Here is a 21411-nt window from a genome sequence, read left to right on the forward strand (position 1 = left end):
GATTCAGACCTTGTAGACCGGCACCGTGTGGCACCAGCGATCCTTGTACTCACGGTCGGCACGACCGAATGAATAACGCAGAGGCTTGCCCAGCGCCCGCGCGTCTGCCCAGGCCTGCTGGGTGTTGACGAAGCTCAGAACGCTGCCGGGGCTGAACTCGCGGCTCTGCGGGTCGACGCCACCATTGACGTATTCAAGCGACACCCACTCGGGCGCCTCGACTCGATACAAAACCTGAATGGCCACGGGGGCCGATTCGAGCATGGCCACCGAGCCGGTCATGAATTCGCGCAACAGCGTGAAGACCTCGACCAGCCCGGCCTTGCCCGGTACTTCAAAGCCCCAGCGACGCTGAAACAGATCGCCGTAAGCGGCGGCCTGCTCTTGCGGGGTAAAGTCGGACATCGGTACCAGCGAGCCACCCGCCTCTTCCAGCAAGCGCTGCTCGCGACGCTGGTTGTAGCGAAATTTCTTCGAATACTCTTCCGGCAACCGGGCCAGGGCAAGGCCCTCCGGCTGCGCTTTCAAGGTGCTGATCTGCTCGGCATTCAGCTGGGAAACATAGGCCATGCGCTGGCGGACCGGCACGACGATATCGGGCGCGATCGGCAGGATGATTTCCGCATTGCCCATGTCCAGCAAGCCGCGCTTGCCCTCGCGCTTGAGCACTTCCTTGGACAAGGCGACGTGGCGCCCCCAGCAGGGAATGGCGGCAAGCACCTCACCGCCAACGATCCAGCCCAGATAACGCAGTTCGATACCGACGAAGGTCGACAGCCGCTCAACCACCTCGGGATGCGTCGCAAAACTACCACCGAAACGCTGCCAGGCACCCGCGTACGCATCCCGGTCGATTTCACTCCAGCCGCGCTCACGAAAGCTGCGAAACATTGTCAGCATACGTTGGTCACGTGGGCCGGCTGAGGTTCGTCACCTTCTTCAAACTCTTTGGCATGCAGACGTGAGTAATAGCCGTTCTGCTCCAGCAGTTGCGCGTGACTGCCGCGCTCAACGATGCGGCCTTCATCCATGACCAGAATCAGGTCGGCCTTCTCGATGGTGCTCAAGCGGTGAGCAATCACCAGCGTCGTGCGGTTCTGCACCACATGATCCAGTGCTGCCTGAATGTGCCGTTCCGACTCCGTATCGAGAGCCGATGTGGCCTCGTCGAGAATCAGCAACGGCGCATCCTTGAGCAGGGCCCGGGCGATGGCGATGCGCTGGCGCTGGCCGCCGGACAGCAATACGCCGTTTTCGCCGACCATGGTCTCGTAACCCTGCGGCATCTTGACGATGAACTCGTCGGCATAAGCCTCGGTAGCCGCGCGTTTGACCTCTTCGAAAGGCGCGCCAGCCAGATCGCCATAAGCGATGTTGTTGGTCACCGTATCGTTGAACAGCGTGACCGCCTGGGTCACCAGAGCGATCTGGCGACGCAGGCTGCGCAAGGTGAAATCCTGAACCTCTACACCATCGAGCAGAATCTGACCCTGCTCATGCTGGTAGAAGCGCGGAATCAACCCGGCCAGCGTCGACTTGCCGCTACCCGAACGCCCGACCAAAGCCACCATCTGCCCAGGCTCGACGACAAAGCTGATGTCGTTGAGCACCTTTTTGTCGGTGTCCGGGTACTGGAAGCTGAGATTGCGCACTTCCAGACGACCTTCAAGACGATCGCGCTCGACCGTGCCCTGATCCACTTCCGCCGGCTCATCCAGTTGCTCGAAAATACTCTCGGCACCGGCCACGCCTTTCTGGATGGTAGAGCTGACTTCAGAGAGCTGACGAATAGGCTTGGGCAACAGACCGGCCATGGTGATGTAAGCCACCAGATCGCCCGGCGACGCGTCACCGCGAAGATAAAGCACGAGGAACATGACCACGGCCATGGCGCTGTACGTCACCAGTTGCAGCATCGGCGTGTAGACCGCGCCGGTCTTGGTCATCGTCAGCTGCTTGTCGGTGTTGCTTTGGCTGGCGTCGCGAAAGCGGTCTTTTTCATAGACTTCGCCGCCGAAACTGCGCACCACGCGATAACCATGAATGGTCTCGGAGGCGACGTGCGTGACGTTGCCCATGGACACCTGGATCTTTTTGCTTTGCTTGCGGAATTTCTTGCTGGTGCTGTTCACCATAATGCCGATCACCGGCAGGATAGCGACCATCACCAGGGTGAGTTTCCAGTTCATCCACAACAGGGTGCAGAACAGGAAAATCACCGTCATGCCTTCACGGATGACCACTTTGATCGCGTCAGTCGCCGCCCCCGTGACCATCGTCACGTTGAAGGTGATCCGGGAAATCAGATGACCGGAGTTGTTCTTGTCGAAGAAACGGTTGGGCAAATCCAGCAACTTGTTGAACAGCACGACCCGCAAGTCATGCACCAGGCCCAGAGAAACCCGCGCCAGAAAGAAGTTGCCGAGATACGAACCCACACCCTGCAACACGGCGATGAAAACAATCATCAGCGGCACGGTTTCGAGCAACTGCAACTTGCCCAGATAAGGGTTGCCCGGAAACAGACTGGCTTCAGGATTGGCCAGGCCGTCGACAAAGTACTTGAGGATGTAAGCGAGCATCGGCTGGGTCGATGCGAAAAGCAGAAACCCGACGATGCTGAGAAGGAAGAGACCGGCATAAGGCCGCACGTAAGCCAAAAGGCGGAAATAGATCGCCAGCGTTGACTGGGCTTTCGGTTCAGGACTGCTCATGGTGATCCGCACAATTCAGTGAGGCGCGGATGATATCACACGCGTTTTTCCCCCGATAAACATGACTTCACGCCAGCCTTTGAGCAAGTCGGTTAAGATACGCCGCTAATGATGGGAGCCAGATATGCAATCGATTGATCACAGCACTTACGAGGCACTGCGCGAAGGTGCACACGTACTGGAAGCCGACGGCTCCGGCGACAAGGTGCTCAGATTGGCCGATGGACGCATGCTCAAACTGTTCCGTCGCAAACGGCTGCTCAGTTCTGCGCTGTTCTACCCCTACGCGCAACGTTTTGCCGACAACACCCGGGCGCTTGAACAACGCGGCATCCTCTGCCCCAAAGTCATCGCGGTGTACCGCATCCCGAGCATCGAGCGTGACTGTGTGTATTACAGTCCGCTGGCGGGCAATACCGTACGCCAATTGCAAGGCACCAGCGAAGAGACTGAGTCTCTGAGATTCCAGCTGGGCGCATACTTTGCTCAATTGCACGAGAAAGGTGTGTATTTTCGATCGCTGCACTTCGGCAACGTGGTGCTGACCCCCGACGGCCATCTGGGCCTGATCGACATCGCCGACCTGCGCTGCCAGAAGCGCTCGCTCAGCGACAGCAAACGCCTGCGCAATTTCGCTCACCTGCTGCGCTACAAGGAAGATCGGCAATGGTTGCTGGGCAAGGACGCCGGCGACACCTTTATCGAAGGTTACCGACAGGCCCTGCCGAGCAACCGGCAAGCGCCGCTGATCTCGCGCCTGCGCCCACTGCTTGCTTGAACCCTAGCGACCAATCACCACAACGGTCGCGCCTTTGCGATTGGCGAAATGCTCAAGGATGCGCAGCTTGTGTGCTGCCAGCCACTCGTTCAGCCATGGCTCGTCACCTTTCGCCTCGATCACGAAATAACGGTAGTCGCCAGCATGCGCTGGCGATATTGCCTCTTCCTGCGTCAGGATTGGCAACACGTAGCCGCGCCCCGCGTAATAGCTGATCCGCCCATCGGTGAAGTAAGTCGGCGCGTCCGATTCAACATGGGAGGACATCCAGCGGCCGGCCTCGACATAGTGGGTTTTTCCGGCCCCGGTGGAGATGACGTTCGATAGCATCACCAGCAGCGCCAGTACCACCAACCCCTTGCCCAATCGCGGAAATTGGCGAACAAACGCTGCCAGCCCCATCGCCAGCACAGGCACAAACATCAGGTTCAGAAAACTCATGTAGCGCGCATTCATGAACTGTTGCTTGATAAAAAACAGTACCAGTACCACCAGGTAGAGCATCGCTACCCAGGCGAAGGGACGATAGTCGCGCCAGTAGATACCCAGCACGCCCCAGTTGCGCCGCAGAATGAACGGGACGGCGAACGGCCCCATCAACTTGACGAAAGTAATCGTCATGGTCGCAAGGATGCCGAAGAAAATGATCCGACCCGCCTCATCCTGGGAATACTTGTTGATGAGTGAATTAGCGAACTGATCGCAGAGCATCTGGAACGAGGCGAACACACTGCGAGGCTCAATCATGTCCAGATAAAGAACCACGCGCGCCGACAAGAGCACGCCTGTCACCGAGACGACCAGCAACCCGATAACCGGCAACAATGAAAACTGAATGAACGACAGGCGTCGGCTCGACGACCACAGGTTGGGCAATTGCCACAGCGCCAACGCCGGTATCAACAACAACGCCTCCAGCCGAAACAAGGCGGCCGCGACAATTGCCATATGAATAAATGCCGCACGCAACCAGCCTCCACGAGCCTGCCAGCGCAACGCGAGCCACAGCGCCAGCGTGCAAAAAAACCAGAAGCCGCACTCACGGATGATGTCATTTCGAAAGGCATTGACCGCAGGCATTGCCAGCATGACAAGACAGGCCCACCGGGTGATGTCGGGTGAACGCTGACGGACGCAGTCCACCATCAACGCGCTGATGCCAGCAAAGAAGAGGCCACACCAGAGGTAGGCGCTCAGCTCCAATGGCAACCGCAGGATGGAATGGGTAGCGGCAAGCAGAAGGGAAAACCACGGCCAGTCGAAAGTGGCCCAGGCGACATCGGGGCCCTGCTCGGTGACTTGTTGTGCGATATCGATGTAAAGCGCGGCATCACGCCCTACTGTCGCAGTACCCATGACCGCTATCAGCGACAACAGCAAACTGCCAAAAAATGTCAGCCATACCGGGTATTCGTCGATGATCCTGGCGACCTGAGTACCCACTTTCCCGCTCCTGCCTTTCACCCAGCCACCTCACCAACACTCATCACAAGGTACGCGCAGTCACGGCGGACCATTTATCGAAACAGCAGACGCAAAGCCTTGCGAGTGTAGGACCAGCGCGAAAACGTGCGCCAGTCTGCACGCAGCGCCTGAAAATAGAAGCCCTTGGCTAGGCTGTACTCGCCATGTGAGTAACAATCGCGAAACAGCGACAAGCAGCGCTGTGCCAGAAAGGCCTGACGCAGGTCGTGCATCTCCTTTGGCATGCGTCGACTTGAAAACACCTCACTTACGACCTGCTCCGTACCGGCAGCAAGACTTTGGCGCAAATCATGGCGCATGCTGTCGGCGTGCTTGTAGATAAGTGCCAGAGGCTTGTCCAGGACGGTGCAGGGGAAGCGCGCCAGCACTTGGGCAAACACTGGCAGATCCTCAACGTTGCGCAAATGTTCCGGGTAATTGCCCGGAACGAATACATCGCGATGCATTGCGCAGGCGCCGTTGGATATCGATACGGTCTTGTCCAGCAGGTAACCCTGCAAACGCTGCCGCGGTGTCAACGGCAAAGGCTTGGCGGTCTGCAAGCTGCGCCTGCCGTCGGCAAATACCGACCAATGCGCGCCAATGACCATCCGGGTTTGCGGGTTGCTGGCAATATGCTGCGAAAGCGCGGCCAGTGCACCGGGTGCCATTTCGTCGTCGGAATCGAGAAAGACCAGATATTTCCCGGTCGTTTCTTCAAGTCCCCGATTGCGCACCGTAGACAACCCGCCATTGCTTTTGCGCAGCGCGCGAAAACGCCCGCCATGCTTGAGCAATAGCGATTCCACTACCTCAGGCGTCTCGTCCGTCGACCCATCGTCGATGACCAGCAAATCCGCCGTCGTTTCATCCAACTGCGCCAACACCGACTCCACTGCGCGGGGCAGGGTTCGCGCGTAGTTGTAAACGGGGATCACGACGCTGATCAGTGTTTCAGTCAATTGCGTATCCTTTTACACCCTCTTTGACGACCAGAATATCTTCCATGATCAGGTACTCCAGATCGGAGCCGAAAAACATGTTCAGCGCATCAGTCGGCGAGCAGATCATCGGCTCGCCACGACGGTTGAGCGAAGTGTTCAGCGACACGCCGTTGCCAGTCAGGTTTTCCAGCGCTTTCATCATGTCATAGTAGCGCGGATTGTATTCGCGCTTGAGCACCTGGGCGCGAGAGGTGCCATCTTCGTGGACAACTTCCGGCACACGGGTCTTCCACTCTTCAGAAACTTCGAAGGTGAACGTCATGAACGGCGCCGGGTGATCGATCTTGATCATCTGTGGGGCGACGGTGTCGAGCATCGACGGGCAGAAAGGCCTCCAGCGCTCGCGGAACTTGATCTGGTGGTTGATCCGGTCGGCCACGCCGGCCACGCTCGGGCAGCCAATGATCGAACGACCGCCCAGTGCGCGCGGACCGAACTCCATGCGCCCCTGGAACCAGGCCACCGGATTGCCCTCGACCATGATTTTGGCGATCTGCTCCGGCATGTTGTCGAGCTTGCGCCAGACAGGCTTGCTCTCATGCCGGGCACACGCGGCGATCACGTCTTCGTTGCTGTACGACGGGCCAAGGTAGACGTGTTCCATCTTCTCGACCGGTACGCCGCGAGCGTGGGACACATAGGCTGCTGCGCCGACCGCGGTGCCAGCATCGCCGGACGCCGGTTGCACGAACAGTTCCTTGATGTCATCGCGGGCGATGATTTTCTGGTTCAGCTTGACGTTCAACGCACAGCCGCCGGCGAAAGCCAGTTTGCCGGTTTCCTTGAGCACGTCGCCCAGGTAGTGGTCGATCATCTGCAACGCCAGTTTTTCGAACAGCGCTTGCATGCTCGCGGCGTAGTGGATGTACGGTTCGTCAGCGATGTCGCCTTCGCGTTTCGGGCCCAGCCACTCAATCAGCTTCGGCGAGAAGTAGAAGCCCTTGCCCTTCTCTTTGTAGCGACGCAGGCCGATGACGTTGGCGTAGTCGGTGTTGATCACCAACTCGCCATTTTCGAACGAGGCCAGACGCGAGAAATCGTATTTGCTGGCGTCACCATAGGGCGCCATGCCCATGACCTTGAACTCACCGTCGAGCATCTCGAAACCGAGGAACTCGGTGATTGCGCCGTACAGGCCGCCGAGGGAGTCCGGGTCAAAGAATTCCTTGATCTTGTGGATCTTGCCGTTTTCGCCGTAACCGAAGAAGGTCGTCGCGTATTCACCCTTGCCGTCGATACCGAGGATCGCGGTTTTCTCTTTGAAACCGGAGCAGTGGTAAGCGCTGGAGGCGTGGGCCAAATGGTGCTCGACCGGTTCGATCTTGATCTTTTTCGGATCAAAACCGAGCTGCTCAAGGCACCAGACGATCTTGTTGCGATAGCGCTTGTAGCGACGGTTACCCATCAGGATCGCATCAAGCGCGCGGTCCGGGGCGTACCAGTAGCGCTTGGCATAGTGCCAGCGGGCCTTGCCGAACAGGCTGATCGGTGCGAAAGGGATTGCGACTACGTCGACGTCGGACGGCTTGATGCCGGCCTGTTCAAGACAGAACTTCGCCGACTCGTAGGGCATGCGGTTCTTTGCATGCTTATCGCGTACGAAGCGCTCTTCTTCAGCCGCCGCCACCAGCTTGCCGTCGATGTACAAGGCTGCTGAAGGATCGTGGCTAAGGGCGCCGGACAGGCCAAGAATCGTCAATGCCACAGGGGTCTAGCCTCTTTAGTCTGCGTGCAGGCGCGATGCGCCTTGAAAATTGATGCGCCCTCGCAAATGGCGAGTGGCAGCTAAAGGGCGGGATTATAGCGTAAACGTGACGGGAATTACCCTGTGCGAATTGCCCCGGGGTGAATGGTTTGCATATTCCTTGTCCGCTGACTCAATAACCGCCCATGCGTCGAAATATCCGACGCGGTCGTGCTGCGTTGTACGATTTTTCGTCCCGGTCTAATGACGACAATCTCTTAAAATCAGCACCGAGGCCGGTGAGGGCACAGCTCATGGCTTCTGAAGAAAATGTAAGACATTTCAGAAGCCCCTTTCGCTCTCGCCCGACTCAGACAACACTCGAGATATGTTTGGGCAAACGCTGATCGATTATCTGATACAGCGCACTGCTCTCGGGCCAGTTACGCATGAATCGAGCCCGGTCCCGCGCATAGGCCGGGGCAAAACTTCCCGGCGAGCCGTGCTGACACATCGAGTCAAGATCGATCAGCGCCCAGCGATCGTTGTGCCAGAACAGGTTGTGGCCCTTGAAATCGCCATGACTGATGCGCTCGGCAATCAATCGAGCGAATAACCGGTCCAGTGCCTGCAGCTCCGATTCCGGTGCTTCGCCACTTTCAACGTATGGCGCAAAGCGCTCGATGATGTCCGGTCCCGGCAGGAACTCGGTCACCAGATAGGCGCGGCTGCGCAACCACAGGAAGCGCTTTTCCAGCACCGCCAGCGGCTTGGGCGTGGCAATCCCGAGAAACATCAGGCGATTGCCTTCACGCCACGAGTGCCAGGCACGACTCGGACGCCAGAACCGCTTGAGCCAATGCGCGAAGCCCTTGATGTTGTAGCGCTTGATCACCAATTGGCGCGCCCCCACTTCGACCTTGCCGACACTTGCCGCGCCGCCGGTCTTGTAGAGATGGCCGCGATCAAGCAGGGCATCCGCCTGCTCAAGCACCGGAACCATGGCCGCTTCTTCCTCGCGCCGGATCGCTTGCAGACCAAACGCCCCACGGCGGACGCTGAACAGCGTGCATTCGCGCCCGACCTTGATCAGGTAATCCTTCAGGCGCCAGCGGCGCACCTTGTCGATCTGCTTCTGTAACGCTTCCAGCGGCAAAGCGTGCTCGCTGTTGCTCAACAGGTAATACACCAGCAGCTCTTCGGTGAACGGCTCCAACGCCTTGGGCAACTGGGCGAAAAACACGCCGAGATTTTCCAGGACTTTTTGCCGCGACAACGGCTGACCCGCGGTTTCCACGCAAATGCCGGCACCGTCGATCAGGTACAACTTACCGCCGTGACGCAGCAGATTGTCCAGGTGCAGGTCTTCCTGCCACAGCCCTTTGCCGTGCAACTGGCCAATGGCGGCAAGCGCCTCGGCCAGCACCGCGGTTTGTTCCTCCGCCAGCGGCGGCAGCGCCTCGACTTGCGCCCAGGCATCGCCAAGGCTTTGCGCGCCTTCGAGGAAGTCGAACAGCAGCCAGCCACCCTCACCGTTTTTCAGGCCGTCGGCCAGCAGCAGCGGGGTCGTCAGGCCTTGTGCAGCCAGCAAGCGCACGCCTTCCAGCTCACGCTGAAAATGTCGAGCAGCCTTGCTGCCGACCAGCAATTTGGCCAATACCGGACGACCACGCCAAACGCCGGCACCGACGTAACGCTGCCCCGGCAACACGCGCAGCAGGCTCAGCAACTGCAAATCCGCGGCACCGGCCGCATCGGCCAGTGTGACGGTCAGCGGCAGTTGCGGGGTACGCCCGACAGCGGCCAGCTCAGACAACTGCATCAGCGAGTCTCCTTGTGACTACGGCGCGCGGTCAGCCGGGCGAGCCAGCTGTCGAGCAGCGAACTGTCGATCGGCTGATCGAGATAAGCCGCCAGCAACTCGCGCAGTTGCGCCTCGCTCCACTGTGGTGCGCGGCGCTGCAGCGGCTCCAGATCCTTGATTCGGTCACGCATGCCGAACAACAGCGGCCGGGTTTTCTCCAGATCGATCAATTGCGCCTGATACCCGTCGCCGCTGGCCTGAAGAAAAATATGTTTGGGGTAGAAACAGCCATGCACCTGACGCACCCCGTGCAGCTGCCGCGCCAGCAACCCGCAGGCCTTGAGGATGGCCGACTGTTGCGCGGTGCTGAGCTGCGACCAGCGCGCAAGCAGCGACTCCAGGTCGCTCCAGCCATCCAGCGCTCGCGTCAACAGAATCGCGCGGACTTCGCCAGCGACCTTGCGCTCACCGAAAAATGCCGCTTGCAGCGCCGGAATACCGAGCTTACGGTAGCGGCTGATATTACGAAATTCGCGAGCAAAGCTTGGCTCACCGAACGGCGCATGCAAGGTGCGGGTCAGGTAGTTGCTCTGGCGCTTGAGGTAGAAACCCTGACCTTCGAGATCCAGACGGAACACGCTGCTCCAGCCGCCACGCGCGGTATTGGGCTCGTCCACCGCTTCAAGTTGTTTGGCCCACAGGGCGTCAAATGTGCCCAGGCCGTGGCGTTCAAGCAAAGCACGGTCTTCATCGGCGAGAAAATCAGTCATTCACGTCCCTCGAAAAATCTCACCACGTGCCGAATCCGTTTCTTGTCGGCAGCGTTCAGCCGATCGCACTGGCGGTATTGCATATAAAAGCGCAGGCGTTGGGTATTGGACAGGTGATATTTGGCGAGCTTGTCGAGACAGGCCAGATCTTTGGTGATCCGATACTTGAGCCAGAAGCCGCGCCAGAACTCGCCATTGGGGCAATCAATAAGAAATATGCGCGACTGGTCGTCGATCAACAGATTGCGCCATTTCAAATCGTTATGGGTAAAACGGTGATCATGCATCGTGCGCGTATAACCGGCCAACTGTTGGCTGACGGCGTCGACCCAGGCGCGATCCTTGAGCTTGGGATCCTTGCGCTCGGCGAGTGCGGCGAGGTCTTCGGTATTGGGCAGCTCGCGGGTGATCATCGCGCCACGGTCGTAAGCCGCGCCGCGTCGCTCCAGCCCCCACGCCACCACTTCAGCGGTGGGAATACCCCACTTGGCAAACCGCTTGAGGTTCTGCCACTCCATCTTGACGCGCGGTTTGCCGAGGTAACGGCGCAGGCCTTTGCCCGCGCCGACGTAGCGCTTGACGTAATAGTTGATGCCGTTGCGCTGCACGCGAACCACTTCGGACAGCGGATCGCGCGTCAGCCGCTCGCCTTGCAGGGCAAACACGGCTTCCAGACTGCCGAAATCTTCGGCCAGATCGCTGTACGGCGGTTCAAGAGTCCAACCCGCCATCAGAGCGCATCCCCGTAACGCTGTTTACGCGCGTAGAGCTTGTTGGCTTTGCCTTCCAGCCAGTTCAGCAGCGGCGCTTCTTCAGCCAGAATCTGCCGCAGCGGCTGCTGGAAATAGCCCTTGAGGAATCGCAACTTGTCGCGACGGGTCAGGCCAATATCCAGCGCGGAAAAGTACAGCGCCGCCAGATCCTTGTTGCGCCAGCGTTGCGTGATTCTCGGGCGGGTCTGGGCGCGGTGCAGGTCGATCACCGACAGCTTGAAATCATCCGCCGTCACCGGTTTGTCGGTGTGCAGCAGGAAGTGGCAGATGTAGCAGTCGCGGTGATTGACGCCCGCGCGGTGCATCATGCCAGTCATGCGCGCCACTTCGGCGATCAGCGCGCGTTTGAGCTTTGGCTGCGGCGGCTGCTTGACCCAGTCGATGCTGAAGTCTTCGAGGCTGATGGTCGGCGCCAGTTCTTCGGTAACGATGAACGAATGCTGGTCGGCCGGGTTGCTGCCCTTTTCGCCATACGCCACGGCAGTCATGGTCGGCACGCCGACTTCCTGCAAGCGCTGGATGGCTTTCCATTCCTGACCCGCGCCGAGTACCGGCAGCTTGGCGGTCAGCAGGTTCTTGAAGATCTCACCCCAGCCGATGCCGCGATGGATCTTCACAAAAAATCCATGGCCGTCGACTTCGGTACGCAGCGTCCGGCGCGCTTCGAGCTCGCGATACACCTCGCCCTGCAAGCCCTCGACTTCGGCGAACGGATCGCGTCCAGCCCAGAGGCTTTTGAACGGTTCAGCCAGCATCAACTTCATTTAAGCGTGCTCCGCCAGAATCACATCCGCCGCGTGTTGCGGCATGCTGTAAAGGTCGGCCGTTTCGGCGAACGCCAGACCATTGCGGCTCCAGGCCGCGCGTGCAGCGTCGTCGTTCAACATATCGGTCAGGTATCGCGTCAGTTGCGCCTGATCGAACGGTTCGTCCAGCACTCGCCCGGCATCCGCCTCGGCAATGTAGTGGGCGTAACCGCACACCGCGCTGACCAGCACAGGCAGGCCTGCGACCAGCGCTTCGAGCAGCACTGTACCGGTATTTTCGTTGTACGCCGGGTGGATCAACAGATCGGCGCCGAGCAGGAACCGCGGGATATCGCTGCGGCCCTTGAGGAACGTCACGTTGTCGCCCAGGCCCAAAGTGGCGCTCTGCATCTGGAACAATTTGGGGTCATCCTGGCCGATTACAAACAGCCGGGTGCGTTTCTTCAGTTCGGCGGGCAATGCGGCCAGGGCTTTGAGGCTGCGATCGACGCCTTTGGTCTTGAACCCGGAGCCGATTTGCACCAGTAGCAGGTCGTCGTCCTTGAGCTTGAATTCGGCACGGAAACCGGCGCGAATCGCATCGGCATCCGCGGGACGGCGACGATCCTGGGCAATGCCCGGCGGCAGCAAATGGAAGCGCTCGAGTGGCGTGTCGTAGTGTTTGATAAACAGCGGCTGCTGCACTTCGGAAATCATCAGCACTTCAGTTTTCGCCTCTTTGGCAAACACCGCGCGCTCGTACTCGGCGAAGTGGCGATAGCGGCCCCAGCGACGGTACAGCGAATTGCGCAGGTTCTGCGCCTTGTCTTCGAAGCAACCGTCGGCGGCGTAATACACGTCCAGGCCTGGCATTTTGTTGAAGCCGATCAGGCGATCCACCGGGCGCTTGGCCAAGTCCGCTTCCATCCATGCCGTGAGTTTTTCGTTGCGACGGTGATTGAAAAACGCCTTGACCGGCGCCACCAGCACTTCGAAACCGGGCGGCACGTCGCCCTCCCAGATCAGCGTGTAGACGCGGATCTGGTGGCCGCGTTTCTGGCATTCGAGGGCGATGCGCATGAAATCGCGCTGCAAGCCACCGAACGGGAAATATTTGTACAGGACGAATGCCAATTGCATCAGCGCAGCTCCTCAGCCATTAACAACGTGCTCAGTCGGCTGGCGACACGCTCGGGGTTCAGACGCGTGAAGCACAGAGGCTGTTCACGCTTCAGGTCAAACTGACGGGCATCCTGCTCGGTCGGTTGATAAGTGCATTTTTTCTGCAGGCACGGCGCGCACGGAAAGTCGCTGGCCATGTGAATCTGCAACTTGCCGTAGGCGCCGGTCAGGCCCGGGTTGGTCGGGCCGAACAGCGAGATGGTCGGCACGTCCAGCGCCGCCGCCAAGTGGCCGAGACCGGTGTCCACCGCCACACAGGCTTGTGCGCCGGCAAGGACTTTGCCGACACCGGCCAGATTCAGCTTCGGCAGGACTTCGGCGTGTTTGAAACCGGCGGCGATGCGTTCGGCACGAGCCTTTTCCAGTGGGTTGCCCCATGGCAGTTTCACGCCGACGCCGAGATAACCGACACGCTCGGTCAGCTCGCGCCAGTAAGCTTCCGGCCAATGTTTGGTGTCCCACGTCGTACCGTGGAGGAACACCACGAAGGCGTTCTTGCGCGGCAGCTCGACCAGACGCTCGACGTTGAGACCATAATCGCCCAAGCCTTTGGGCAGGTCATATCCGAGGGCGATGGCGAACAACTGACGCACACGCTCGACGGCATGTTGACCACGGGCCACGGCCAGTTTGCGATCATAGAATCGCGCAGCCATCGGTTCCCGGGCCGAGCCTTTATCGAGACCGGCCACCGGAGCTTTGACGTAACGGGTCAGCCAGGCGCTTTTCAGCAAGCCCTGTGCGTCGATCACCAAATCGTATTTGTTCGCGCGCACGCTCTGCTTGAAGCGTTTCCACTCGCCGCTGGTGATGGTTTTCCAAAGACTTTTGCGCCAGCGACGGATCGCCACCGGAATCACTTTGTCAACGGCCGGGTGCCAGGTCGGAATCTCGGCGAAGCCTTCTTCCACCACCCAGTCGAACTTGATTCCGGGGATGGCCCGGGCCGCGTCGGTCAGCGCCGGCAACGCGTGAATCACGTCACCCAGCGAAGAAGTCTTGATCAGCAATACCCGCAACTTAATGAACCTCGACCACTGAGCCCTGCAACTTCTGCAAGGCATCGTTGACCGCGTCCGGCATCAGCTGGCGCAGGCAGTTGTAATGGCCGAAACGGCAGGTTCGGTCGAAGCACGGGCTGCAATCGAGGCCCAAACGGACGATTTCGACGTGCTCGGCCAGCGGCGGCGTAAAGCCCGGGGAGGTCGAACCATAAACGGCCACCAACGGGCGGTTCAGCGCGGCGGCGACGTGCATCAGGCCGGAGTCGTTGGAGACTACCGAGTCGGCGCAGGACAGCAGGTCGATGGCTTCGGCCAACGAGGTGCCACCGCTGAGATTCACCGCATCTTCACGCAGGCCAGGAATCAGCCGCGCGCGGATGTCTTCGCCGACCGCGTGATCGTTTTTCGAGCCGAACAGCCACACCTGCCAGCCTTCGCGAATTCGCGCTTCGGCGACTTTGGCGTAATGCTCGGATGGCCAACGTTTTGATTCGCCGAACTCGGCGCCTGGACACAGGGCCAACACCGGGCGGTCGAGGCTCAAGCCAAACTTGGCCAGCGCCGCTTCGCGGGTGACCGGGTCAATTTGCAGACTTGGCCGTGGATACGGTTTCGGCAGTTCGGCGTTCGGTTCATAGGCCAAGGCCATGAAACGCTCGATCATCAGCGGATAACGCTCTTTATCGAGGGTGCGCACGTCATTGAGCAGGCCATAGCGGAACTCGCCGCGCCAGCCGGTGCGTTTCGGGATGCCGGCAAAGAACGGCACCAGCGCCGACTTCAATGAGTTGGGCAGCAGGATCGCCTGATCGTACTGGCCGCGCAGGGACTTGCCGATCCGCCGACGGGTCGCCAATTCAAGCGCGCCATGGCCGAGCGGAAAGCTCAAGGCCTTGCGCACTTCGGGCATGCGCTCAAGGATCGGCCGGCTCCACTCGGGGGCCAGCACGTCGATTTCGCATTGCGGGTGGCGCTGCTTGAGACACTGAAACAGTGTCTGCGCCATCACCATGTCACCGACCCAACTGGGCCCAACGATCAGAATATTCATGTGGTTTCCAAAAACGAACCGGGGAGGCATTACGCCTCCCCGCCTCGAGAATTCTACAAACACTGTAGATCTACTGTGGGAGCGAGCCTGCTCGCGACGGGGTCGTCACATTCAACATTATTGTCGTCTGATACTCCGCTATCGCTGGCAAGCCAGCTCCCACAGGGTTTCGCATTCATTCACATATCTGCGATTCACCGCAGATCTACTGTGGGAGCAAGCCTGCTCGCGATGGGGTCGTCACATTCAACATTATTGTCGTCTGATACTCCGCTATCGCTGGCAAGCCAGCTCCCACAGGGTTTTGCATCCGTTCACATATCTGCGACTCAACGCAGATCTATTGTAGGAGTGAGCCTGCTCGCGATGGGGCCATAACATTCAACATCGATGTTGTCTGACACTCCGCTATCGCGAGCAGGCTCGCTCCTACAGGGTTTTGCATTCATTCACACATTTGCGACTCAGCTTAGCCCCATCTCTTTCCATATCCGCAATACCTGCCGACGCTCTTCGGCAAACTGGTCGCCGGCAATCACCCCGGCGTCCTTCTGCAAGGCCTGCCGGTGGGCGGCGGAGCGGTAGGCTTTATAGGCCTCACGCAACAGACTGGCATCTTCGGCAGGCATCAGCCCTTCGTGTTCCAGCTCTTCCAAGATGCGGATGTTATCGGTCCAGCGCAGCAATGGCGGGTGGCTTTGCGACCACGCCAGAGCCGCGTATTGCACCATAAATTCAATATCGACGATACCTCCGGCGTCCTGCTTGAGGTCGAACGGCGCCGTGGCCTCGAAGGCGTTTGCCGCTGTGCCGGCTGCGGTGCTCTTGCTGCCGAGGTTGTCGCGCATCTTCGCGCGCATCTCGCTGACTTCCTGTTGCAGCTTGGCCAGGTCCCGGGTTTTACCCAGTACCTGGGCGCGGACCTTCTCGAAGGCCTGCCCGACATCCTGACTGCCAACCAGCACCCGCGCCCGCACCAGCGCCTGATGCTCCCACGTCCAGGCTTCGTTTTCCTGATAGCGGGCAAAAGCGCCGAGCGAACTGACCAGCAACCCCGATGCACCGGACGGCCGCAAGCGCATATCCACTTCATAAAGCTGACCGGAGTTGGTCTGCGCCGTCAGCAAGTGGATGATCCGCTGCCCCAGCCGCGTGAAGAATTGCGCGCCATCAATCGGTTTCGGGCCATCGGTTTCGGCCTGCGGATCGCCGTCGTGAATGAACACCAGATCGAGGTCCGAACCATGCCCCAGTTCCAGGCCGCCGACTTTGCCGTAACCGACAATGATGAACCCGGGATCGCACAACGTACCGTCGGTACGCAACGGCGTGCCGTACTTGGCCACGGTCTGGCGCCAGGCCAGCGCCAGCACTTGCGCAAGAATCGCCTCGGCCAGCCAGGTCAGATAGTCGCTGACCTTCATCAGCGGCAAACTGCCGGCGATTTCCGATGCGGCGACGCGCAAGCGGTGCGCCAGTTTGAAATGGCGCAGGGCTTCCATCTGTTGTTCGAGGTCGTCTTCGGGAATCCGCGTCAGGCGCTCGCGCAATTCAGCAGCGAGTTCCGGCGCCAATGGCGGTTTGAACAAGCGCCCTTCGTTGAGCAATTCATCGAGCAACAGCGGGAAGCGGGTGATCTGCTCGGCAATCCACGGGCTCGCTGCACACAACGTCAACAAACGACGCAGCGCACCAGGGTTTTCCGTCAGCAACACCAGGTACGCCGAGCGCCGCGCCACCGCTTCAACCAGTGGCAGCACACGCTCAAGCACCAGATCGGGGTTGTCATGCTCAACCGCTTGGGCGATCAGGCGCGGGATGAATAAATCCAGACGTTCGCGTCCCAGACGCTGCATCGCCCGCAGTTGCGGACTGCCGCGCAGCCCGGCCAAGGCCTTCAGCGCTTTCGGCGCATCGCTGAAGCCGCCCTCCTCCAACTGACGGCAGGCAGCCTCTTCGTCCTGCGCCTCTTCCCACAGCGGCAGCCATTCACCGCCAACCACCACTTCGCTTTCGGTGCCCTCTTCCTCATCAGGATCAGCGATCACCTGTGCAAAGTGCCAGGCCACCCGGCCGCGCCAGAACATCAGTTTTTCATGGAAGGCCTCCCAGTCGGCAAACCCGAGCATGAACGCGATACGCGTCTGATCCTGAGCGCCGTCCGGCAGCATCTGGGTCTGGCGGTCGGCAATCGCCTGGATCGCGTGCTCGGTGTAACGCAGAAACTCATACCCCTCGCGCAACTCGCTGATCACCGCGGGTGGCAGATAACCCTGACCTTCCAGCGTGCTCAACACCTTTAATAGAGGACGCTGTTGCAGACTCAGATCGCGCCCGCCGTGGATCAGCTGAAAAGCCTGTGCGATGAACTCGACCTCGCGGATCCCGCCCGATCCGAGCTTGATGTTGTCGGCCATACCTTTGCGCCGGACTTCCTGCTGAATCAGCTGCTTCATGGTGCGCAGCGCTTCGATTGCCGAGAAGTCCAGATAACGCCGGTAAACGAACGGCCGCAGCATGTCGAGCAACTGTGCGCCGGCCACTTGATCGCCGGCCACCACGCGCGCCTTGATCATCGCGTAGCGTTCCCAGTCGCGACCCTGATCCTGGTAATACTGCTCCAGCGCATTGAAGCTCAGCACCAGCGCGCCCGATGAACCGTACGGACGCAGACGCATGTCGACACGGAACACGAAGCCATCGACGGTCATCGGGTCCAGCGCCTTGATCAGGCGCTGGCCGAGGCGGATGAAGAATTCCTGATTATCCAGTGCGCGCTTCACGCCAACGGTTTCGCCGCCCTCGGGATAGGCGAAGATCAGGTCGATGTCCGAGGACAGGTTCAACTCAACCGCGCCGAGCTTGCCCATGCCAAGAATGACCATCTGCTGCGGCAAACCGCTGCGACGCCCGGTTGGCGTGCCGAACTGCTGACAATGGCGGCTGTACAACCATTGATAAGCTTGATCGATGGAGGCGTCGGCCATGTCCGACAGATCACGGCAGGTCTGCACCAGATCTGCCTGGCGGGTCAGATCACGCCAGATGATCCGCACCTGATGGCGTGCGCGCTGACGGCGCAGGACGCGGCCGAGTTCATCTTCAGTCTGGGCGGCATCCACTGCAGCGGCTATTTGCGCGCACAACTCACCGTGCGCAAACGGCCGGTCGAGCTCACCGGACTGCACCAGCGTCAGTAACATCAAAGGGTCACGAACGCTCTGTTCAATGACGAACTCGCTGGCGCCGGTGACGCGGGCAAATTGCGCCCAGCGTTCGGATGTCCAGTTCGAGAAGCCATGATCGTCTTCAAGCGCGGCGACGGCCGTACGGAACGACTGCTCGGATCGAGTGACCAACGGCAGGAGAATGGCGGGCAGTTCGGCAAGCACGGGCAGGGTCATGGTCTATCCTTGATCGGCGTGTAAATGGCCGCTTGTAGTGAACGGTGAAAACCCGCTACCTGAAGGACTGTCGAACAAAAGTTAGAAATAGCTGAAATTTCTTTTTCTTTGGCAGCCAGCATCAAACTTTCACCTTTTTCGGATGGCAATCGACCAACCTTAACGATTATTCTCACAACGTAGTCGGAGGCCACAAGCCTTTCATCTGTAGTTTTACTACTCGTCTATACATTCGAAAGGCTGAAATGCCGGAAGATTTGTAGTAAAACTACACGCCGCCGGAACAACCTGTCGGCAATCCAAGAATTTTAAATCGTCTGCCCACAAGGCCAGTCGCAAACTCAGGCAACCGATTCTGGAAGCCTTTCCGCCCTGGAGCAAGCCATGCAAGACCTCGATCCCGTCGAAACCCAGGAATGGCTGGACGCCCTGGAATCGGTTCTCGACAAAGAAGGCGAAGACCGTGCTCACTATCTGATGACCCGTATGGGCGAACTCGCGACCCGCAGCGGCTCGCAGCTCCCTTACGCCATCACCACGCCTTACCGCAACACCATCCCCGTCACCCACGAAGCACGCATGCCTGGCGACCTGTTCATGGAACGCCGCATTCGCTCGTTGGTACGCTGGAACGCGATGGCCATGGTAATGCGTACGAACCTGAAAGATTCTGACCTGGGTGGTCACATCTCCAGCTTCGCTTCCAGTGCGACCCTGTATGACATCGGCTTCAACTACTTCTTCCAGGCCCCGACCGACGAACACGGCGGCGACCTGATCTACTTCCAGGGCCACACCTCGCCAGGCGTTTACGCCCGTGCATTCATGGAAGGCCGCATCACCGAAGACCAGATGAACAACTTCCGCCAGGAAGTGGACGGTCAGGGCCTGTCGTCCTACCCGCACCCTTGGCTGATGCCTGACTTCTGGCAGTTCCCGACCGTATCGATGGGTCTGGGTCCGATCCAGGCGATCTACCAGGCACGTTTCATGAAGTACCTGGAAGCTCGTGGCTTCATCCCGGAAGGCAAGCAAAAAGTCTGGTGTTTCCTGGGCGACGGCGAGTGCGACGAACCAGAATCCCTGGGCGCCATCTCGCTGGCTGGCCGCGAGAAGCTCGACAACCTGATCTTCGTCATCAACTGCAACCTGCAGCGCCTCGACGGCCCGGTTCGCGGTAACGGCAAGATCATCCAGGAACTCGAAGGCGTGTTCCGCGGTGCTCAGTGGAACGTGACCAAAGTCATCTGGGGCCGTTTCTGGGACCCACTGCTGGCCAAGGACGTCGACGGTATCCTGCAACGTCGCATGGACGAAGTCATCGACGGCGAGTACCAGAACTACAAAGCCAAAGACGGCGCGTTCGTACGTGAACACTTCTTCAACACGCCTGAACTCAAGGCGATGGTTGCCGATCTGTCCGACGACGAGATCTGGAAACTCAACCGTGGCGGCCACGACCCGTACAAGGTCTACGCGGCGTACCACGAAGCGGTCAACCACAAAGAACAACCAACCGTCATCCTGGCCAAGACCATCAAAGGTTATGGCACCGGTGCCGGCGAAGCGAAAAACACTGCGCACAACACCAAGAAAGTCGATGTCGACAGCCTGAAGTTGTTCCGCGATCGCTTCGACATCCCGGTCAAGGACGAAGAGCTGGAGAACCTGCCGTTCTTCAAGCCAGAGGCAAACAGCGCCGAAGCCCGCTACCTGAGCGAGCGCCGCACTGCACTGGGCGGTTTCGTGCCACAGCGCCGCGCCAAGTCTTTCGACATTCCTACACCGCCACTCGATACCCTCAAGGCTATCCTCGACGGCTCGGGCGACCGTGAAATCTCCACCACCATGGCTTTCGTGCGGATCCTCGCGCAACTGGTCAAGGACAAGGAAATCGGCTCGCGTATCGTGCCGATCATCCCGGACGAAGCCCGTACCTTCGGTATGGAAGGCATGTTCCGTCAGTTGGGCATCTACTCGTCCGTCGGCCAGCTCTACGAGCCAGTCGATAAAGACCAGGTGATGTTCTACAAGGAAGACAAAAAGGGCCAGATCCTCGAAGAAGGCATCAACGAAGCGGGCGCCATGAGCTCCTTCATCGCTGCCGGTACTTCGTACTCCAGCCACAACCAGCCAATGCTGCCGTTCTACATCTTCTACTCGATGTTCGGCTTCCAGCGTATTGGCGACCTGGCTTGGGCAGCAGGCGACAGCCGTACCCGTGGCTTCCTGATCGGCGGCACCGCTGGCCGGACTACCCTGAACGGAGAAGGCCTGCAACACGAAGACGGCCACAGCCACATCCTGGCCGCGACCATCCCGAACTGCCGCACCTTTGATCCAACCTACGGCTACGAGCTGGCGGTGATCATTCAGGACGGCATGAAGAAGATGACCGAAGAGCAGCAGGACGTTTTCTACTACATCACCGTGATGAACGAGTCCTACCAGCAACCCGCCATGCCGGCCGGTGCAGAGGAAGGCATCATCAAGGGCATGTACCTGCTCGAAGAAGACACCCGCGAAGCAGCACACCACGTACAGCTGATGGGCTCCGGCACCATCCTGCGCGAAGTGCGTGAAGCGGCGAAGATTCTGCGTGAAGAGTTCAACGTCGGCGCCGACGTGTGGAGCGTCACCAGCTTCAACGAACTGCGTCGCGACGGCCTGGCCGTAGAGCGCAGTAACCGTCTCAAGCCTGGCCAGAAGCCTCAGAAGAGCTACGTTGAAGAGTGCCTGAGCGGCCGTAAAGGTCCGGTCATTGCCTCTACCGACTACATGAAGCTGTTCGCCGAGCAGATCCGTCAGTGGGTACCGTCCAAGGAATTCAAAGTCCTGGGCACCGACGGTTTCGGCCGCAGCGACAGCCGCAAGAAACTGCGTCATTTCTTCGAAGTCGACCGTCATTTCGTGGTGTTGGCAGCCCTGGAAGCACTGGCTGACCGTGGTGATATCGAACCTAAGGTTGTGGCTGAAGCCATCACCAGGTTCGGCATCGACCCGGAAAAACGCAACCCACTGGACTGCTGAGGA

The 21411-nt window shown here is 59.5% G+C and carries 16 protein-coding genes; 2 read left to right on the forward strand and 14 right to left on the reverse strand.

All coding sequences use genetic code 11. The annotated features are described in order from the left end of the window. Positions 1 to 3: 3 nt before the first annotated feature. Together ICA15_RS18515 and msbA are read right to left on the reverse strand one after the other, a co-directional pair. A complete protein-coding gene (locus tag ICA15_RS18515) occupies positions 4 to 900 on the reverse strand; it encodes a GNAT family N-acetyltransferase (protein ID WP_210554283.1) in 897 nt (298 codons plus the stop codon). After that, complete coding sequence (gene msbA / locus ICA15_RS18520) at positions 894 to 2714, reverse strand: lipid A export permease/ATP-binding protein MsbA (protein ID WP_150602677.1); 1821 nt, start codon at positions 2712 to 2714, stop codon at positions 894 to 896. The genes ICA15_RS18515 and msbA overlap by 7 nt, the downstream gene beginning before the upstream one ends. Before the next feature lie 124 nt (positions 2715 to 2838). On the opposite strand from msbA, the gene ICA15_RS18525 reads away from it, so the two are divergent. Continuing rightward, entirely contained in the window at positions 2839 to 3492 is a 654-nt protein-coding gene (locus tag ICA15_RS18525; protein ID WP_210554284.1) for a lipopolysaccharide kinase InaA family protein, read from the forward strand. A 3-nt stretch (positions 3493 to 3495) separates the two neighbouring features. On the opposite strand, the gene ICA15_RS18530 is transcribed toward ICA15_RS18525, so the two are convergent. The 12 genes from ICA15_RS18530 to ICA15_RS18585 form a co-directional block, all read right to left on the reverse strand. Further along, complete coding sequence (locus ICA15_RS18530; RefSeq protein WP_224450891.1) at positions 3496 to 4872, reverse strand: hypothetical protein; 1377 nt, start codon at positions 4870 to 4872, stop codon at positions 3496 to 3498. A gap of 137 nt (positions 4873 to 5009) precedes the next feature. Beyond that, positions 5010 to 5918 (reverse strand): glycosyltransferase family 2 protein, encoded by a 909-nt coding sequence (locus tag ICA15_RS18535; protein WP_210554286.1) that lies wholly within the window; start codon positions 5916 to 5918, stop codon positions 5010 to 5012. Continuing rightward, on the reverse strand, positions 5911 to 7665 hold the full coding sequence (locus ICA15_RS18540; protein ID WP_047299460.1) for a carbamoyltransferase: 1755 nt from the start codon (positions 7663 to 7665) through the stop codon (positions 5911 to 5913). Before ICA15_RS18540 ends, ICA15_RS18535 begins: the two co-directional genes overlap by 8 nt. Positions 7666 to 8014: 349 nt before the next feature. Continuing rightward, complete coding sequence (locus ICA15_RS18545; RefSeq protein WP_210554287.1) at positions 8015 to 9466, reverse strand: lipopolysaccharide kinase InaA family protein; 1452 nt, start codon at positions 9464 to 9466, stop codon at positions 8015 to 8017. Further along, positions 9466 to 10218 carry a lipopolysaccharide kinase InaA family protein gene (locus ICA15_RS18550; protein ID WP_150617537.1) on the reverse strand — a complete coding sequence of 251 codons (753 nt, stop codon included), beginning with the start codon at positions 10216 to 10218 and terminating at the stop codon, positions 9466 to 9468. Before ICA15_RS18550 ends, ICA15_RS18545 begins: the two co-directional genes overlap by 1 nt. Next, a complete protein-coding gene (locus ICA15_RS18555; RefSeq protein WP_150617536.1) occupies positions 10215 to 10949 on the reverse strand; it encodes a lipopolysaccharide kinase InaA family protein in 735 nt (244 codons plus the stop codon). Before ICA15_RS18555 ends, ICA15_RS18550 begins: the two co-directional genes overlap by 4 nt. Next, the gene (rfaP, locus tag ICA15_RS18560) at positions 10949 to 11755 is read right to left on the reverse strand and encodes a lipopolysaccharide core heptose(I) kinase RfaP (protein ID WP_150617535.1); all 807 of its coding nucleotides are present in this window, start codon (positions 11753 to 11755) and stop codon (positions 10949 to 10951) included. The genes ICA15_RS18555 and rfaP overlap by 1 nt, the downstream gene beginning before the upstream one ends. Further along, positions 11756 to 12877, reverse strand: a complete 1122-nt coding sequence (locus ICA15_RS18565; RefSeq protein WP_210554288.1) for a glycosyltransferase family 4 protein — start codon at positions 12875 to 12877, stop codon at positions 11756 to 11758. It abuts the gene before it with no gap. Then, positions 12877 to 13938, reverse strand: a complete 1062-nt coding sequence (gene waaC, locus ICA15_RS18570) for a lipopolysaccharide heptosyltransferase I (RefSeq protein WP_047299457.1) — start codon at positions 13936 to 13938, stop codon at positions 12877 to 12879. Before waaC ends, ICA15_RS18565 begins: the two co-directional genes overlap by 1 nt. Position 13939: 1 nt before the next feature. After that, positions 13940 to 14974, reverse strand: coding sequence for a lipopolysaccharide heptosyltransferase II (gene waaF / locus ICA15_RS18575; RefSeq protein ID WP_210554289.1), 1035 nt, complete (start codon positions 14972 to 14974; stop codon positions 13940 to 13942). 464 nt (positions 14975 to 15438) lie between these two features. Next, positions 15439 to 18378 (reverse strand): bifunctional [glutamate--ammonia ligase]-adenylyl-L-tyrosine phosphorylase/[glutamate--ammonia-ligase] adenylyltransferase, encoded by a 2940-nt coding sequence (gene glnE, locus ICA15_RS18580; protein ID WP_210554290.1) that lies wholly within the window; start codon positions 18376 to 18378, stop codon positions 15439 to 15441. Further along, a complete protein-coding gene (locus ICA15_RS18585) occupies positions 18375 to 18572 on the reverse strand; it encodes a hypothetical protein (RefSeq protein WP_191627707.1) in 198 nt (65 codons plus the stop codon). The genes glnE and ICA15_RS18585 overlap by 4 nt, the downstream gene beginning before the upstream one ends. 190 nt (positions 18573 to 18762) lie before the next feature. Between ICA15_RS18585 and aceE the strand changes: the two genes are divergently transcribed. Continuing rightward, positions 18763 to 21408 (forward strand): pyruvate dehydrogenase (acetyl-transferring), homodimeric type, encoded by a 2646-nt coding sequence (aceE, locus tag ICA15_RS18590; RefSeq protein WP_150602689.1) that lies wholly within the window; start codon positions 18763 to 18765, stop codon positions 21406 to 21408. Positions 21409 to 21411: the final 3 nt, after the last annotated feature.

The sequence above is a fragment of the Pseudomonas sp. P116 genome (assembly GCF_020149425.1).
GTDB classification, from domain to species: Bacteria; Pseudomonadota; Gammaproteobacteria; order Pseudomonadales; family Pseudomonadaceae; genus Aquipseudomonas; species Aquipseudomonas anatoliensis.